Source organism: Candidatus Enterococcus murrayae, from assembly GCF_017315985.1.
Taxonomy (GTDB): domain Bacteria; phylum Bacillota; class Bacilli; order Lactobacillales; family Enterococcaceae; genus Enterococcus_A; species Enterococcus_A murrayae.
Genome location: NZ_JAFLVR010000035.1, coordinates 137,010 through 152,205, shown reverse-complemented (window position 1 = coordinate 152,205; position 15,196 = coordinate 137,010). Strand labels below are relative to the sequence as shown.

Sequence of the window (15,196 nt, the reverse complement as noted above, 5' to 3'; positions counted from 1 at the left end):
CATATACTTAAAATAATTCATTAAGATAAACAAGGAGAGCGACCATGGAGCGGATAATTCAAAAACCACAACTATCGAAAGCAACAACTAAAAGATTATCTTTGTATTTGCGTTGTTTAAAAGGCTTAGAAAAGAATGGGATTACACGTATCAAATCCTCTGAGCTAAGTAAAATGACCCAAGTCGGTTCTGCGACGATTCGTCGTGATTTTTCTCATTTTGGCGAGTTAGGCAGAAGTGGTTATGGCTATGATGTCAGTGACTTGATCAAAGTTTTTAGCGATATGCTAGAAACAAAAGAGGAAAAACGAATTGCATTGATTGGCTGTGGGAATCTAGGCCAAGCGCTTTTGAATAATAATTTTCGGCGGAATGAAAATTTGAATATCGTTTGTGCTTTTGACAATGATCCCGAAAAGGTCGGTAATGAGATCTGTGGATACCATGTTTATTCGATTGATGAAATGAATGATGTTTTGGCGGAGGAAAAAATCACCGTTGCGATTTCAACAGTGCCAAGTCAAAACGCACAAAGAGCGATTGACCAAGTGGTTGTTAATGGTATTACAGCTATCCTAAATTTTGCTCCAGACCCGCTGAAAGTACCTGAGAATGTCCATGTGCATTATATTGATTTAACTTCAGAATTGCAGACATTGATTTATTTTGATGGACAGTAGGACTTTACAAGTTTCTGAGTTCATTGTAGAATGATTCAGACGATGAACAAGAGGAGTACATAAGAAATCAAGGTTCTAGAGAGAAGATGCATGGCTGAAACATCTTCACTTTGACTTATGGAAGGTAGCTTGGGAGTTTTGCGATCTGAATCAAGTAAGAGCGCACGGCACATGACCGTTACAGCATGTTTGAGCGGCAGATAGTTTTCTGCAATTTAGGTGGTACCGCGTATTTTACGTCCTAGAACACATTTGTGTTCTAGGACTTTTTTGTTAGTTCTGCTTTATCCAGGTTATGCTCTAGAAAAGCTGAAAAAGATTTTACAGAAATCATTGCTTAAGCTGAATAGCAGAATGAGGGAGCGATGGAAGTTTGTCCTTAAGCTTAGACGAACTAACACAAATTATTCACAAAACAATGATTCTTTAGGAGGAAAAACTATGACTGAAAATTTAGCAACAAAATTCAATCCGCAAGAAGTTGAAGCGGGTCGTTATCAAAAATGGTTAGATCAAGATTTATTCAAGCCATCAGAAAATAAACAAGCCAAACCTTATTCAATCGTGATCCCGCCACCAAATGTTACGGGAAAACTTCATTTAGGTCACGCTTGGGATACAACGCTACAAGATATGATCATCCGTCAAAAACGGATGCAGGGCTTTGATACGTTATGGCTGCCTGGAATGGACCATGCTGGTATTGCTACTCAAGCAAAGGTTGAAGAAAAATTAAGAGAACAGGGAATTTCTCGATATGATCTTGGTCGTGATAAATTTGTCGATCAGGTTTGGGAATGGAAGGACGAATATGCCGGTCATATTCGTGAACAATGGGCAAAGTTAGGCTTATCTCTTGATTATGGCCGTGAGCGTTTTACCCTTGATGAAGGGTTGTCCGATGCAGTTCGCAAAGTATTTGTTTCTTTATATGAAAAGGACTTAATCTATCGTGGCGAGTATATCATTAACTGGGACCCGCAGGCTAAAACAGCCTTGTCTGATATCGAAGTAATCCACAAAGATGTTGAAGGGGCATTCTACCATGTTTCTTATCCATTGGCTGACGGCAGCGGCGTATTAGAGATTGCGACGACTCGTCCAGAAACAATGCTAGGGGATACAGCGATCGCGGTTCATCCAGAAGATGATCGTTATAAAGATTTGATTGGTAAAAAAGCGATTCTTCCATTATTAGACAAAGAAATTCCAATTATTGCCGACAGCTATGTTGAGCGTGAGTTTGGAACGGGTGCGGTTAAGATCACTCCAGCCCATGACCCAAATGACTTTGAGGTTGGTAATCGCCATGATCTGCCACGAGTAAATGTCATGAACGATGACGGCAGTATGAATGACTTAGCTGGAAAATATGCTGGAATGGATCGTTTCGAAGCTCGTAAAGCAATTGTTGACGATCTAAAAGAAATCGGACGTTTAATCAAAGTTGAAAAAATGGTTCACAGTGTTGGGCATTCAGAAAGAACCGGTGTTGTAGTAGAACCTCGTTTATCCACTCAATGGTTCGTTAAAATGAGTCCGTTAGCGGATCAAGCGGTGAAAAATCAAGACACCGATAATGCTGTTGAATTCTTCCCGCCGCGTTTCAACAATACCTTTATGACTTGGATGGAAAATGTTCATGACTGGGTAATTTCTCGTCAATTATGGTGGGGGCATCGTATCCCTGCTTGGTATCACAAAGAAACTGGTGAAATGTACGTTGGCATGGAGGCTCCAGCGGACAGCGAAAATTGGGAACAAGATCCGGATGTATTGGATACTTGGTTCAGCTCAGCTTTATGGCCGTTTTCTACGATGGGCTGGCCGGATGAAGGCAGTGAAGATTACAAGCGCTACTTCCCAACGAGCACATTAGTGACAGGATACGACATTATTTTCTTCTGGGTAAGCCGGATGATTTTCCAAAGTTTGGAATTTACCGATGAACGTCCATTCAAGAATGTATTGATCCACGGCTTAATCCGTGACGAACAGGGCCGCAAAATGAGTAAATCCCTAGGTAACGGAATCGATCCGATGGATGTCATTGAAAAATACGGTGCTGACGCCTTGCGTTGGTTCTTATCTACGGGATCTGCACCAGGCCAAGACGTGCGCTTCAGCTATGAAAAGATGGATGCCGCTTGGAACTTTATCAATAAAATCTGGAACGCTTCTCGTTTCGTAATCATGAACGTTGAAGGTTTTACTGCCGAAGACATTGACTTTTCTGGTGAGAAAACCGTGGCGGATCGTTGGATTTTAACTCGTTTGAATGAAACGATCGAAAAAGTGACGAATCTATTTGATCAATTTGAATTTGGTGAAGCTGGGCGTCAATTGTACAACTTCATGTGGGATGACTTCTGTGACTGGTACATCGAAATGAGTAAAGAAATTCTTTACGGTGAAGATGATGCTGCTAAACAAACGACGAAGAGCATCTTGGTTTACGTATTAGATCAAACGCTACGTCTATTGCATCCAATTATGCCATTCGTAACAGAAGAAATTTGGGCAAAGATTCCACATACAGGCGAGTCTTTAGTTGTGGCTGATTATCCAGTAGTTCATCCAGAAAATAACGATGAAACAGCTGCAAAGGGAATGGAAGTCTTGAAAGAGTTGATTCGTTCGGTTCGTAATATTCGTTCTGAAGTGAATACGCCGCTTTCTAAACCAATCACGTTGCTAATCAAAACCAACGATGTCAAAATTGATAAATTCCTAATCGAAAACACCAGCTATATCGAACGCTTCTGCAATCCAGAAGAATTAGTGATTTCAAGTGATATTACTGCGCCGGATTTAGCGATGTCAGCTGTATTGACTGGTGCGGAAATTTATCTTCCTTTGGCGGGATTAATTAATATCGAAGAAGAAATCAAACGATTAGAAAAAGAATTAGCGAAATGGAATGGCGAAGTGAAACGTGTTCAAGGTAAATTAGCTAATGAGCGTTTTGTGGCAAATGCGCCTGAGAATGTAGTAGCTGAAGAACGTGCGAAAGAAAAAGATTATTTAGAAAAACAAGCAGCGGTTCAAGAACGTATTGAAAGCTTGCGGACAATTTCTTAAAAAGATAATTAACGGGTGCAGCATTACCAAAGCTGTACCTGTTTTTTTCTGATCAATAAGAATGAAATCTGAACTATTTATTCCTTTTGAAGGATTTCGTCAGCACACAGCAATCTTTCTTTGACAATTTTTGCTATACTAGAGGCAGGCAAAATTGATGTAAATGAGGCGAATAATTTTGACAATAACAGAAGCAATCGCTTGGATTCACAGTCGGAAAAAATTTGGGTCACGTCCGGGTTTAGATCGTATCCAGGCCTTATTGAATAAAGTGGATAATCCTGAAAAAAAAGTACCGGTGATCCATATCGCTGGGACAAATGGCAAAGGATCAACCGTTGCCTATTTGCGCAGCATTTTGATAGAAGCGGGTATAACCGTAGGCAGCTTCACTTCACCATATATTGAAGATTTTAATGAACGGATTGCCATTGATACAAAGCCAATCTCAGATGCAGCATTGATCCATTATGTAGAAAAGTATCAACCAATCGTTACTGAGTTGGACCAAGATTCAGCAGTCGACGGTATTACCGAATTTGAGATTTTGACGGCGGTCATGCTTGATTATTTTGCGGCTGAGAAGGTTGATATTGCTATTGTTGAGGTTGGCTTAGGTGGTTTACTCGACTCAACAAATGTAGTTGAACCGATCTTAACAGCAATCACTACCATAGGATATGATCATATGGAAGTCTTGGGTGACACTCTAAATGAGATCGCGCAGCAAAAAGCGGGGATAATCAAGAAAAATATACCAGTAGTAACAGGTAAAATCACTAAAGGGCCATTGATTGAGATCGTCGAAAAAGCGGTAACTGAAACTGCAAAAATCTATCGTTACGGTGAAGAATATCAGGTTGATTATTTACGACCGGATGCAATGTGGGGCGAGTTGTTCAATTTTACAGATTACGCAGGAAAACTCTCTTCACTAAAAGTTCCATTATTGGGCCGTCACCAAGTAGAAAATGCTGGGGTTGCAATTGAGCTCTTTCATTTATACTGTGAACAACATGGGCTGCCTTTTGAAGAAAAAACCATTCAAAAGGGGTTAGCGAAGGCGCAATGGCCCGCACGAATGGAAAAAATCAGTGATGAACCTTTAATTATAATGGATGGTGCTCATAACGGTCATGCGATCGAACGTCTAGTGGAAAATGTAAAACGTGAGTTTCGTGATTACAATATAAAAATACTTTTTTCAGCATTGGAGACAAAGGACATTGACCAAATGTTGACAAAGCTTTCCAGTATTCCCAATGTACGTATCTATTTAACGACATTTGAGTATCCTAAAGCATTGGATCTCAGCCGATTTGATAAATCAGACAGTCGCTTTGAGGTGGTTTCACTGTGGCAGTTTGGGTTAGGCGAATTGTTAGAGGACATGGGGGCAGATGATTTACTATTAATTACGGGATCGTTGTACTTCGTTTCTGAAGTACGTCAATTATTATTAAACTTGGGAGGTACGAATGAAAAAGATTAAGGGAATTATTTTCGACATGGATGGATTATTGTTTGATACAGAGTCAATTTATTGCGACGCAAATTTAGTGGTGGCGGATAAATACGATATTCCTTTCACAACAGAGACGTATGCGCGCTTCATCGGAATTTCGGATGAAGAAGTATGGGCAGAATTGCATAAGATGTATGCCGATCATGGTGAAGAGACCGTACAAAAATTTATCGACGAAAGCTGGGGAATGGCCCATGACCGTTTTAAAACAGGCAATGTTGATTTGAAACCTGGAGTTCATGAGTTGCTAGCCTATTTGGAAGAAAAAGATATCCCACGCGTAGTAGCTTCTAGCAATGTCCGTCCGGTCATTGAAATTCTACTGGAGAATGCAGGAATCAGGAATAAATTTTCTGATATCATATCGGCAGAGGATGTGAAATTCGCTAAGCCTGATCCAGAAATTTTTGAGATTGCGGCTAAGCGATTAGGAGTTGACGGAGCTGACGCCTTAGTGCTAGAGGATTCAAAAAATGGAATTTTAGCTGCGGACAGTGCCGGGGTTCCGGTTGTGATGGTACCGGATATTTTACCACCAACTGATGAGTTGAAAGAAAAGACAGAAGCAGTTTTCACCTCTCTGCATGAGGTGATTGACTTTTTAGAGGATTAATAGACACTCCTTTGCGTACTTTATTGAAAAGTAGGTAAAGGAGTTTTTTATGGAAAAGAGTTTATTGTTACAGGAGCTGCCAGAAAGTTCTTGGCCGCGAGAACGCTTATTGCGAGAAGGTGAGAAGCATTTATCTGATCAAGAATTACTGGCGATTATTTTGCGGAGCGGCTCACGCCAACAGAATGTGATGTCGTTAGCCGGAAATATCTTACGCGAATATCCAGCGCTCTATGATTTAAAACACGCTACACTGCAGGAACTTCAACAATTTAAAGGAATTGGAGAGACACGTGCGATTGAGCTTAAAGCGATGATGGAGTTTGGCTACCGGATCAACCGAGCGTTACAGCCCAAATTAGGAAGAGTTCAATCTAGCTTTTCATTAGGTCAGCTTTTGATTTCTGAATTGAAGGACTGTCAGCAGGAACATTTAGTTGCATTTTTTTTAAATACTAAAAATGAAATCATTTTGCAAAAGACGATTTTTATTGGATCTTTGAATCAAAGCATTGCTCATCCAAGAGAAATTTTCCGAGAAGCCGTACGAATCAGCGCGGCGCGCGTGGCTTTAGGGCACAATCATCCCTCTGGAAATCCTACTCCTTCGCAAAATGATTTGGACTTTACCGAACGTGTCAAAGAGTGCGGAGCGATGATGGGAATCGAGTTATTAGACCATATTATTGTTGGAGAAACCAAATATTTCAGTTTACGTGAAGAAAATTACTTAAAGTAGCGATTGAAAACCCTTGCGCCTAAGCTGAAACCAGTGTTAAACTATTATTGTAATTTTGTTTGAGATACGAGTTGGTATACAGATGTTTCCCTTTTCGTAGGCCGGCAATGTTACAATCAATAAGTGCTTAGGCACGAGGAGGATTTTATTCATGGAAAACGGAACAGTAAAATGGTTTAACGCAGAAAAAGGATTTGGCTTCATCACTCGTGAAGATGGCAGCGATGTATTCGTACATTTCTCAGCTATCCAAGGCGACGGCTTCAAAACATTAGAAGAAGGACAAGCAGTAACTTTCGATGTTGAAGAAAGCGATCGCGGACCTCAAGCAGCTAACGTTAATAAGCAATAAAATGACAAAGCCTTAGAGAAATTTCTCTAAGGCTTTTTTTTGTTCCATACTTATTCTATTAGAGTGGCATTCTGAAATACTTATCCAAAAGCTAATTTTCTAAAGAAAATTGAAAGAATTGATCTTCTTCTAGACCGTCAGTATGATTGTCGTTATTGATGGCTAGTGCAGCTTTGCCGATACAGTATTGCCAGAAAAAGTCAAAAAAGAGTGAGTGGCTCTTTTCTGGTTTGATGGTTACGAAAACATCGCTTGTTATTTGTTTGACTAGCTGGATTGTATCAGAGTCCTGCAAGAAAAAACGATGGAATTCATCCGGATAATCTGTTGCGTAATTCGTGATAGCTGTCGATAGTGCTTGCAATGATTTTGGTTCTTGATCCTCTAAAAAATCTTGGTATTTTACTATGATGCGATTAGTCAAAACTGATTTCAACTCAGCCAGATTGGCAAATTCACGATAGATAGGTTGGGTCGAGCAAGCAATATGTTTTGCGATACTGCGAGCATGGAATTTTTTGAAGCCTTCATTAATGATCAGTTGATAGGCACCATCAATAATATGACTTCGCTGCACGCGTTGTGTTCTTACCATAGTTTATCTTCCTTTATTCTAAATTCAAGAAACTTTAAAATAACTAGTGATAGTTATTTGTTCCTTCTAACTAACTTTCATTGTGCAAATAATCCAGTTGTTTGTCAATCGATTTTTTGGTAATTTCAGGAAAATAATATTTTTTTTTGCATAAATTTTGTTATTTGAAAAAAACGATAGAGTAATCCATAAATTTTGCAATGAAATAAAAAAACATCTATCTGGATTCCAGATAGATGTTTTGGTTAATTGTCCGGTGTCATGATCATCGGTAGAATCATCGGATGACGTTCTGTTTGATCAAATAAGAATGGTTGTAATGCTGCTACCATAGCATTTTTTAGTTTTACTTCAGTACATCCAGCTTCATTTAACGCCTCACGAAGCGCATGGAATAAAATTCGCTGTCCTTCATTGATCATCTCACCGGACTCTCTCATGTAAACAAATCCACGAGACAAAATATCTGGACCAGCTAGAATCTCTTTCTTATCAATATCCACTGTAGCGACAGCTAAGACTAATCCTTCCTCAGAAAGAATTCGGCGATCACGTAATACAACATTACCAATATCACCGATTCCGCTGCCATCAACGTAAACATCGCTAGCATTAAAGTGACCAGCACGACGAGCGCTGTCAGCTGTTAAAGCAAGCATGTCCCCATTTTCCATGATGAAGCAGTTCTCTTCAGGAACACCAGTATCTTGTGCTAATCCTGTATGGATTTTCAACATGCGGAATTCGCCATGAATCGGAACAAAATATTTTGGTTTCATTAAGCGCAGCATCAATTTTTGTTCTTGTTGGCTACCGTGGCCAGAGGTATGGATATTGTTAACTTTACCATGAATAACTTCAGCGCCGGCTTCTGATAGCAGATTAATCAAATGGTTGACACTGGTCGTATTACCAGGAATCGGCGAACTTGAGAAAATCACAGTATCATCTGGTTGAATCTGTATTTGTCGGTGAGTTCCATTAGCAATTCGTGAAAGAGCGGCCATCGGTTCACCTTGAGAACCTGTACATAAAATCATTAATTCATTAGCTGGCAAGTTATTGATTTCATGAGCATCAACAAATGTGCCATCAGGAACAGTAATATAGCCTAATTTTTGGCCATTGACGATCGCATTTTCCATACTGCGGCCAAATACCGCGATTTTTCGTCCTGTTGCAACAGCAGCTGAAGCAGCTTGTTGCAAACGAGAAATATTAGAAGCGAAGGTGGCGAAAATAATCCGTCCGTCGACTTTTTCCACGATGCGCAAGATCGATTGGCCAATCGTTTGCTCGGATTTAGTAAAGGTGGGCACTTCAGCATTAGTACTATCAGATAGTAAGCATAGGACGCCTTCTTCACCAAGTTTGGCCATACGATGCAAGTTTGCCGGCTGACCTACTGGCGTGAAGTCGAATTTGAAATCTCCAGTTTCCACAATATTCCCAGAAGGTGTTTTAACAACAACACCTAATGGATCAGGGATACTATGTGTGGTGCGGAAAAAACTTACAGATGTTTTTCGAAAACGAATCACAGAATCTTCGTCGATTTCATGCAATTCAGCATCACGTAATAATCCGTGCTCATCCAATTTGTTTTTAATCAGTGCTAAAGCTAGCGCACCTGCATAAATCGGGATATTCGCTTGCTTTAATAGATAAGGCACACCGCCGATATGGTCTTCGTGCCCATGTGTGATAACAAGTGCTTTTACCTTGTTGATATTTTGGACTACATAACTGAAATCGGGAATGACATAATCAATTCCTAATAGATCATCTTCTGGAAATTTTATTCCTGCATCGATGATGATGATCTCATCTTGGAATTGAACCCCATACATATTTTTTCCGATCTCGCCCAATCCACCAATGGCAAAGACACCAGTTTCATTGTTTTTTAGCGAAAGTTTCATGCTAGAACTCCATTAACTTGAAGTCGGCATTTTCTTTTTCATATTCTAAATGATTGCCTTCTAAAAGTTGGATATATTCCACGTTATATGGGGTGTTCTCGCGCAATAAGTTGTGCACCATTTCTTCGCCGTCTGCTTCTACATACAATGACTGTGTCTGCTCACGTTTTGGGTTGCGTTCTTTGGTTTCTTGATAATAAACTTTGTAAATCATGAATCTATCTCCTTTATTTGCTTAATAGCAATTTTTTCCACGACAAAATGAGGGGCGGCAGCCACCTATTTTTTTATGCTCAACATCTTAGCTCATGCTAAGGCGTTAAGAAGAAGCCTCGTCTTTGCTTCTTGCTTGAAAAAACAATTTCACCGTTCTTTGGGTTGTTCTTACAACAATTACTTGTAGTTTATCACAGAATAAATAAGAAGTATAGAAACTAGGAAGTGAAATGAGGATTCCTTAGAAATTTTCAGAAAGTCCAAAAAACAAAAATAAAAAAACAAATTACTGAGCAGACAGAAGTATTTTATTTATGCTATATTGGAGTCATTACGGTATAGAGAGAGGCGAGAAAAAATGAAGTTGATGTTGCGGTATACCTTGCGCTACAAAAAGCTATTATTGTTTGATTTCATCAGTGTTTTCGGATTTATCTTGATTGAGTTGGGGTTGCCGACGATTTTGGCTATGATGATCGACAAAGGAATTGGAAATAATGATTTTAACTATGTACAAAAGATGGGCATCATAATGATTGCAATTACTGTTATCGGTATAATCATGAGCATTTCATTACGTTACTTCAGTTCTCAAATTACCTCTAGAATGGTTGCGGCTATTCGCGATGATCTTTTTGAAAAAGTTCAAACCTTCTCCCATTCAGAGTATGAGCAAATTGGTGTGCCATCTTTAATTACGAGGACGACAAATGACGCTTATCAGATTATGTTGTTCATGCAAAATATTTTAACTACTGGATTTATGACTCCGATGATGTTTGGAATGAGTTTGTATTTGATAATGCGTACGAGTCCTGGTTTAGGTATCTATGTCTTGTTATCGCTGCCGATTTTATTATTAGCAGTTATATTGATAGCAAAATATTCCGAACCATTATCGACAAAGCAGCAAAAGAACTTGGATAATATTAACGGGATCCTTCGAGAAAATCTTTCGGGCTTACGAGTAATACGTGCTTTTGTCAACGAAAAGTTTGAAGAGAAGCGTTTCCGGTTGGTTAACGATGCCTATACAAACAGCTCTAAAAGTTTATTTCATTTGATGGCAGTCGCTCAGCCAGGATTTTTCTTCCTATTTAATATCGTGATGGTATTAATTATTTGGAATGGGACTGTACAGATTAGTCATGGATCTTTAGCGGTCGGGACTTTGATCGCATTTATTGAATATATCTTTCATGCATTGTTTTCATTTATGCTTTTTGCGACGGTCTTTATGATGTATCCGCGGGCGAATGTTTCTGCGCAGCGAATTCAAGAGGTTTTTGATATGAATTCTTTGATTAAGGATAATCCTGAGAAAACAGCAGAGCTGACTGAAAAAAGTTCATTGGAATTTCGAGATGTGACGTTTGCTTATCCAGGCCATGCAGAAAGTCCTGTAATTCGCAATGTCAGCTTCACCGCCAAGCCAGGAGAGACTGTGGCATTCATCGGCAGTACGGGTTCAGGAAAATCAACTCTGATTCAATTGATTCCTCGATTCTATGATGTGACAGAAGGCCAAGTTTTGGTCGATGGACAGGATGTACGAGATTATCGATTGAAAGATTTGCGAGAAAAAATCGGCTATATTCCTCAAAAGGCTCAATTGTTTACTGGAACAATCGCGGACAATTTGCGCTATGGGAAAAAAGATGCGACCCAGGAAGAGATGGAGCTGGCTGCTGAAATTGCTCAAGCAGCGGACTTTATCGCTCAAAAACCAAATGGTTACCAAGAAGAATTATCAGAAGGCGGCAGTAATTTTTCTGGCGGACAAAAACAACGACTGGCAATCGCTCGTGCAGTGATTCGCCGCCCAGAGATTTACATCTTTGATGATAGCTTCTCGGCATTGGATTATCAGACAGATGCAAAATTACGAGCTCGATTAAAAAAGGAAACAACTGAGTCCGCTGTTTTAATCGTTGCACAACGTGTTGGAACGATCATGCATGCAGATAAAATCGTTGTCTTAAACGAGGGAGATGTCGTAGGTATCGGTACACACCGAGAGTTGCTAGAAAATTGTCCGATTTACTATGACATTGCCGCATCACAGTTATCGGAGGAGGAATTGGCATGAGAAAGTACACTTCTTCTTTAAAGCGTTTGATGCATTATATCAATCCTTATAAAAAAACTTTTATTTTGGTTTTAATATTGGCTATAGGAACTTTGATTTTGGGAACCTGGATGCCTTATTTAACAGGATTACCTACCACAGAAGTCAGTAAAAATATCGCACAGGGTGAATCGATTAATTTTGATTATGTGTTTAAATGGCTGATCGTGATCGTAATTGTGGGCATAGCTTATTGTGGAACCCAGTTAGGAACGGGTTGGTTGATGGCGAATGTCGTTCAATCAGCAATGCGAGATTTGAGAGAAGACATCGAGGCGAAGATCAATCGTTTGCCAGTTTCTTATTTTGATCGTAATCAGCAAGGAAATATTTTATCACGTGTTACGAACGATGTAGATGCTGTAAGCAACGCGATGCAGCAAGCGATCATTAAATCAATTAATGCTGTTCTAGGAATCCTGCTGGCAGTGGCCATGATGTTGTATATCAATCCTATGATGGCGGTTATTTCTATGATTATGATTCCATTATCTATAGTCATCTCTAGAAAAATCGTTCAGGTATCACAACAGGATTTCCAAGGAATGCAAAATTCACTCGGTGAACTGAATGGTTTTGTACAAGAAAATATGACCGGCTTCAGTATTTTAAAATTATACGGACGTGAGCAAGAAACTTTAGCCGGTTTTAGCGAAGTTAACCATAAATTGCGTCGTTTTGGTTTCCGTGCTTCGTTTGTTTCAAGTTTGATGCAGCCGCTAGTTCAATTAACCGCTTATGCGACTTATATTGCGATGGCTATTTTAGGAAGTTGGAACGTAATTCATGGTGTAATCTTGGTCGGACAGCTGCAAGCCTTCATTCAATACATTTGGCAAGTCAGCCAACCAATGGGAGAAATCACTCAGTTGTCATCGATGATTCAAAGTGCGTCAGCTTCGGCAAAGCGGGTTTTTGAAATTTTAGATGAACCGGAAGAGGAACTAAATGATCAAGATTTGCCATTGCCAGAGCCAGTACAAGGTAATGTGGTCTTTGATCATGTAAAATTCAGCTATGATCCAAAGAAACCGCTGATTGAAGATTTAAGCTTCGAAGTTAAAGCTGGAGAAACTGTTGCAATCGTAGGACCGACTGGTGCTGGAAAGACGACATTGATTAATTTGTTAATGCGTTTCTATGATATCAACAGTGGTAAAATTTTAATTGACGGCGTGAATACACAAGAGATGAATCGTTCAGATGTCCGGTCATTATTCGGTATGGTTTTGCAGGATGCTTGGCTATATGAAGGAACGATTGGTGACAATATTCGTTTTGGGCGTTTGGAAGCAACTGATTATGAAGTTGTCGATGCAGCGAAAACTGCAAATGTCGATCACTTCATCCGAACGATGCCAAGCGGCTATGAGATGGAGATTAATTCAGAGGGGAATAATGTTTCTCTGGGGCAGAAACAGCTGCTGACGATCGCGCGGGCAATTATTTCTGATCCTAAGATTTTAATTTTAGACGAAGCAACAAGTTCAGTTGATACACGATTAGAAGGATTGATTCAAAAAGCGATGGACCGTGTGATGGAAGGACGGACAAGTTTTGTAATTGCTCATCGCCTATCAACTATTCGTGATGCAGATCATATCTTGGTGATGCGTGATGGACAAATTATTGAACATGGTACACATGATGAATTGTTAGCGCAGGGCGGCTTCTATGAGCAGCTTTACAATAGCCAATTTATGGAAGAAACAGAATAGAGTTTTGAGAACAGCACAGCCAGTGCTGTTCTTTTTGTCATTGTGTTGACAGGTAAGGAAGAGATGCTGGATAAATGCTATACTTATCTAGAAGAGGAACAAATTTTTTAATGTGTAGTTGAGTGAGGAGAAAAAAATGACAAATTTTATTGCAAATAGTGCTGATGTCTTTGGAAGGGTAACGTTAGGAGAAGGGTCAACAATTTGGTTTCAAAGTGTTTTGCGAGGTGACAGCAACACTATTTCCATAGGTAAAATGAGCAATATACAGGATGGTACGATTGTACATGTTGATCATGATGCGTCGACAGTAATTGAAGACTATGTGACAATTGGACACGCTTGTATTATTCATGGCTGCACGATACATTCCGGTGCGTTGATAGGAATGGGAGCAACCGTTTTGAACCACGCAAAGATTGGGAAAAATAGTTTGATCGGTGCAGGTTCATTAGTAACAGAAGGAACAATTATTCCTGACAACTCGCTAGCTTTTGGTTCTCCAGCGCGTGTGATTCGTCAATTAACGCCAGAAGAGATCGAAAAAAATCGAATGAATGCTGAACATTATTATGAATTAGGACAGGCATATTTAAAGAATGAAATACCTTCGTTCCATTCGAAGGGAGATGACTATGAAGGAAACTAGTTTTTTGTTATTGCAGGCACAATTGAGAGCATTATTTCCTGATGACGGGTTAAATCAATTGGCCATTTATGAAGACCAAGGGGAGCATCTTTTGATTTTCTCTCAACGTGGTCTTCATGTATTAGAAGAGGATAAGTTAACAAAAACACCACGAAATGTCTATTATACTACGGATAGTCTGAAGCCGTTCTCAATCAGACAACAGTCGGGAATATTTGAATTAGTTATAGAGACCGTCGGGGGTCGAACGTTTGTACTGAATTTTCCAGATCAAGGGGAGGCTCATCAAGCGATGCAGACACTCCTCGATCTATTAGCTTAACAAGACGCTTTAGTGTAATTTTTTTATGATTCCCATTATAATCTTACTTAAAGGAAGTGGTAAAAAATGGACGGAAGTAAATTTGATCAAGAACCAGTAAATGAGGACGAATTATTAACCCAAGGGTACCGTAAATATCATGGTGAGGGCATTGATATTTATTATAATAAAGATATTTGCGCGCACATTGGGAATTGTGTACGAGGAAACCCAGAAATTTTTGAGGTGGGCCGCAGACCATGGATTATTCCTGATAATGGCAGTGTCGAGAATGCCAGCTATGTTGTAAATACATGTCCAAGCGGTGCGTTGAAGTATGTCATCAAAAAGTAAATAAACTTTTAATGAATAATTTAATTTAAGGGGAATCATTATGGAAATTAAAGAAGAAAAAGAACGTTTTGTCTTATTGAACGACACAAATGAAGAAGCTGGAGAAATGACTTGGTCCAACGCTGGTTCAGAAATCATGATCATCGATCACACATTTGTTGATCCCACTTATCGTGGTCAAGGGTTAGCAGAAAAATTAGTCGCTGCAGGTGTAGAAAAAGCTCGAAACGAAGGCAAAAAGATCATTCCACTGTGCCCGTTTGCCAAAAAAGAGTTTGAGGAAAAACCAGAATATGCAGATGTTTTAAGAAAATAAGTTTGGA

The 15,196-nt window shown here is 39.5% G+C and carries 15 protein-coding genes and 1 other annotated feature; of the genes, 12 read left to right on the top strand and 3 right to left on the bottom strand.

The genetic code is table 11. The features are described from left to right. Positions 1 to 44: 44 nt before the first annotated feature. The 6 genes from JZO85_RS15415 (at position 45) to JZO85_RS15390 (ending at position 6,990) form a co-directional block, all read left to right on the top strand. Entirely contained in the window at positions 45 to 680 is a 636-nt protein-coding gene (locus JZO85_RS15415) for a redox-sensing transcriptional repressor Rex (protein ID WP_207109408.1), read from the top strand. Between the two features lie 33 nt (positions 681 to 713). Next, positions 714 to 927, top strand: a binding site (T-box leader). 194 nt (positions 928 to 1,121) lie between these two features. Continuing rightward, entirely contained in the window at positions 1,122 to 3,761 is a 2,640-nt protein-coding gene (locus tag JZO85_RS15410; RefSeq protein ID WP_207109407.1) for a valine--tRNA ligase, read from the top strand. Positions 3,762 to 3,924: 163 nt separating this feature from the next. Further along, entirely contained in the window at positions 3,925 to 5,253 is a 1,329-nt protein-coding gene (locus JZO85_RS15405; RefSeq protein ID WP_207109406.1) for a bifunctional folylpolyglutamate synthase/dihydrofolate synthase, read from the top strand. After that, positions 5,240 to 5,899, top strand: coding sequence for an HAD family hydrolase (locus JZO85_RS15400; protein WP_207109405.1), 660 nt, complete (start codon positions 5,240 to 5,242; stop codon positions 5,897 to 5,899). The genes JZO85_RS15405 and JZO85_RS15400 overlap by 14 nt, the downstream gene beginning before the upstream one ends. Positions 5,900 to 5,948: 49 nt before the next feature. Next, positions 5,949 to 6,638, top strand: a complete 690-nt coding sequence (radC, locus tag JZO85_RS15395; RefSeq protein WP_207109404.1) for a RadC family protein — start codon at positions 5,949 to 5,951, stop codon at positions 6,636 to 6,638. Between the two features lie 151 nt (positions 6,639 to 6,789). Beyond that, on the top strand, positions 6,790 to 6,990 hold the full coding sequence (locus JZO85_RS15390) for a cold-shock protein (RefSeq protein WP_010781607.1): 201 nt from the start codon (positions 6,790 to 6,792) through the stop codon (positions 6,988 to 6,990). A 91-nt stretch (positions 6,991 to 7,081) separates the two neighbouring features. On the opposite strand, the gene JZO85_RS15385 is transcribed toward JZO85_RS15390, so the two are convergent. The 3 genes from JZO85_RS15385 to JZO85_RS15375 all read right to left on the bottom strand — a co-directional run bounded on the left by JZO85_RS15385 (position 7,082) and on the right by JZO85_RS15375 (position 9,721). Further along, positions 7,082 to 7,585, bottom strand: a complete 504-nt coding sequence (locus JZO85_RS15385; RefSeq protein WP_207109403.1) for a TetR/AcrR family transcriptional regulator — start codon at positions 7,583 to 7,585, stop codon at positions 7,082 to 7,084. A 245-nt stretch (positions 7,586 to 7,830) separates the two neighbouring features. After that, positions 7,831 to 9,507 (bottom strand): ribonuclease J1, encoded by a 1,677-nt coding sequence (gene rnjA / locus JZO85_RS15380; RefSeq protein WP_207109402.1) that lies wholly within the window; start codon positions 9,505 to 9,507, stop codon positions 7,831 to 7,833. A 1-nt stretch (position 9,508) separates the two neighbouring features. After that, entirely contained in the window at positions 9,509 to 9,721 is a 213-nt protein-coding gene (locus JZO85_RS15375) for a DNA-directed RNA polymerase subunit epsilon (protein WP_207109401.1), read from the bottom strand. A gap of 360 nt (positions 9,722 to 10,081) precedes the next feature. Between JZO85_RS15375 and JZO85_RS15370 the strand changes: the two genes are divergently transcribed. From JZO85_RS15370 to JZO85_RS15345, 6 genes are all read left to right on the top strand, one after another. Continuing rightward, positions 10,082 to 11,812 (top strand): ABC transporter ATP-binding protein, encoded by a 1,731-nt coding sequence (locus JZO85_RS15370; RefSeq protein ID WP_207109400.1) that lies wholly within the window; start codon positions 10,082 to 10,084, stop codon positions 11,810 to 11,812. Further along, on the top strand, positions 11,809 to 13,569 hold the full coding sequence (locus JZO85_RS15365) for an ABC transporter ATP-binding protein (protein ID WP_207109399.1): 1,761 nt from the start codon (positions 11,809 to 11,811) through the stop codon (positions 13,567 to 13,569). Before JZO85_RS15370 ends, JZO85_RS15365 begins: the two co-directional genes overlap by 4 nt. A gap of 136 nt (positions 13,570 to 13,705) precedes the next feature. Then, positions 13,706 to 14,218, top strand: a complete 513-nt coding sequence (locus JZO85_RS15360) for a gamma carbonic anhydrase family protein (protein ID WP_207109398.1) — start codon at positions 13,706 to 13,708, stop codon at positions 14,216 to 14,218. Next, positions 14,205 to 14,540 (top strand): hypothetical protein, encoded by a 336-nt coding sequence (locus JZO85_RS15355; RefSeq protein ID WP_207109397.1) that lies wholly within the window; start codon positions 14,205 to 14,207, stop codon positions 14,538 to 14,540. Before JZO85_RS15360 ends, JZO85_RS15355 begins: the two co-directional genes overlap by 14 nt. A 66-nt stretch (positions 14,541 to 14,606) precedes the next feature. Continuing rightward, positions 14,607 to 14,873 (top strand): (4Fe-4S)-binding protein, encoded by a 267-nt coding sequence (locus tag JZO85_RS15350; RefSeq protein WP_207109396.1) that lies wholly within the window; start codon positions 14,607 to 14,609, stop codon positions 14,871 to 14,873. Between the two features lie 40 nt (positions 14,874 to 14,913). Then, positions 14,914 to 15,189 carry a GNAT family N-acetyltransferase gene (locus JZO85_RS15345; protein WP_207109395.1) on the top strand — a complete coding sequence of 92 codons (276 nt, stop codon included), beginning with the start codon at positions 14,914 to 14,916 and terminating at the stop codon, positions 15,187 to 15,189. Positions 15,190 to 15,196: the final 7 nt, after the last annotated feature.

Coding starts and splice junctions, on each gene's coding strand:
- JZO85_RS15415 (WP_207109408.1), top strand. CDS start 45: ATGGAGCGGATAATTCAAAAACCACAACTATCGAAAGCAACAACTAAA.
- JZO85_RS15410 (WP_207109407.1), top strand. CDS start 1,122: ATGACTGAAAATTTAGCAACAAAATTCAATCCGCAAGAAGTTGAAGCG.
- JZO85_RS15405 (WP_207109406.1), top strand. CDS start 3,925: ATGAGGCGAATAATTTTGACAATAACAGAAGCAATCGCTTGGATTCAC.
- JZO85_RS15400 (WP_207109405.1), top strand. CDS start 5,240: ATGAAAAAGATTAAGGGAATTATTTTCGACATGGATGGATTATTGTTT.
- radC (WP_207109404.1), top strand. CDS start 5,949: ATGGAAAAGAGTTTATTGTTACAGGAGCTGCCAGAAAGTTCTTGGCCG.
- JZO85_RS15390 (WP_010781607.1), top strand. CDS start 6,790: ATGGAAAACGGAACAGTAAAATGGTTTAACGCAGAAAAAGGATTTGGC.
- JZO85_RS15385 (WP_207109403.1), bottom strand. CDS start 7,585: ATGGTAAGAACACAACGCGTGCAGCGAAGTCATATTATTGATGGTGCC.
- rnjA (WP_207109402.1), bottom strand. CDS start 9,507: ATGAAACTTTCGCTAAAAAACAATGAAACTGGTGTCTTTGCCATTGGT.
- JZO85_RS15375 (WP_207109401.1), bottom strand. CDS start 9,721: ATGATTTACAAAGTTTATTATCAAGAAACCAAAGAACGCAACCCAAAA.
- JZO85_RS15370 (WP_207109400.1), top strand. CDS start 10,082: ATGAAGTTGATGTTGCGGTATACCTTGCGCTACAAAAAGCTATTATTG.
- JZO85_RS15365 (WP_207109399.1), top strand. CDS start 11,809: ATGAGAAAGTACACTTCTTCTTTAAAGCGTTTGATGCATTATATCAAT.
- JZO85_RS15360 (WP_207109398.1), top strand. CDS start 13,706: ATGACAAATTTTATTGCAAATAGTGCTGATGTCTTTGGAAGGGTAACG.
- JZO85_RS15355 (WP_207109397.1), top strand. CDS start 14,205: ATGAAGGAAACTAGTTTTTTGTTATTGCAGGCACAATTGAGAGCATTA.
- JZO85_RS15350 (WP_207109396.1), top strand. CDS start 14,607: ATGGACGGAAGTAAATTTGATCAAGAACCAGTAAATGAGGACGAATTA.
- JZO85_RS15345 (WP_207109395.1), top strand. CDS start 14,914: ATGGAAATTAAAGAAGAAAAAGAACGTTTTGTCTTATTGAACGACACA.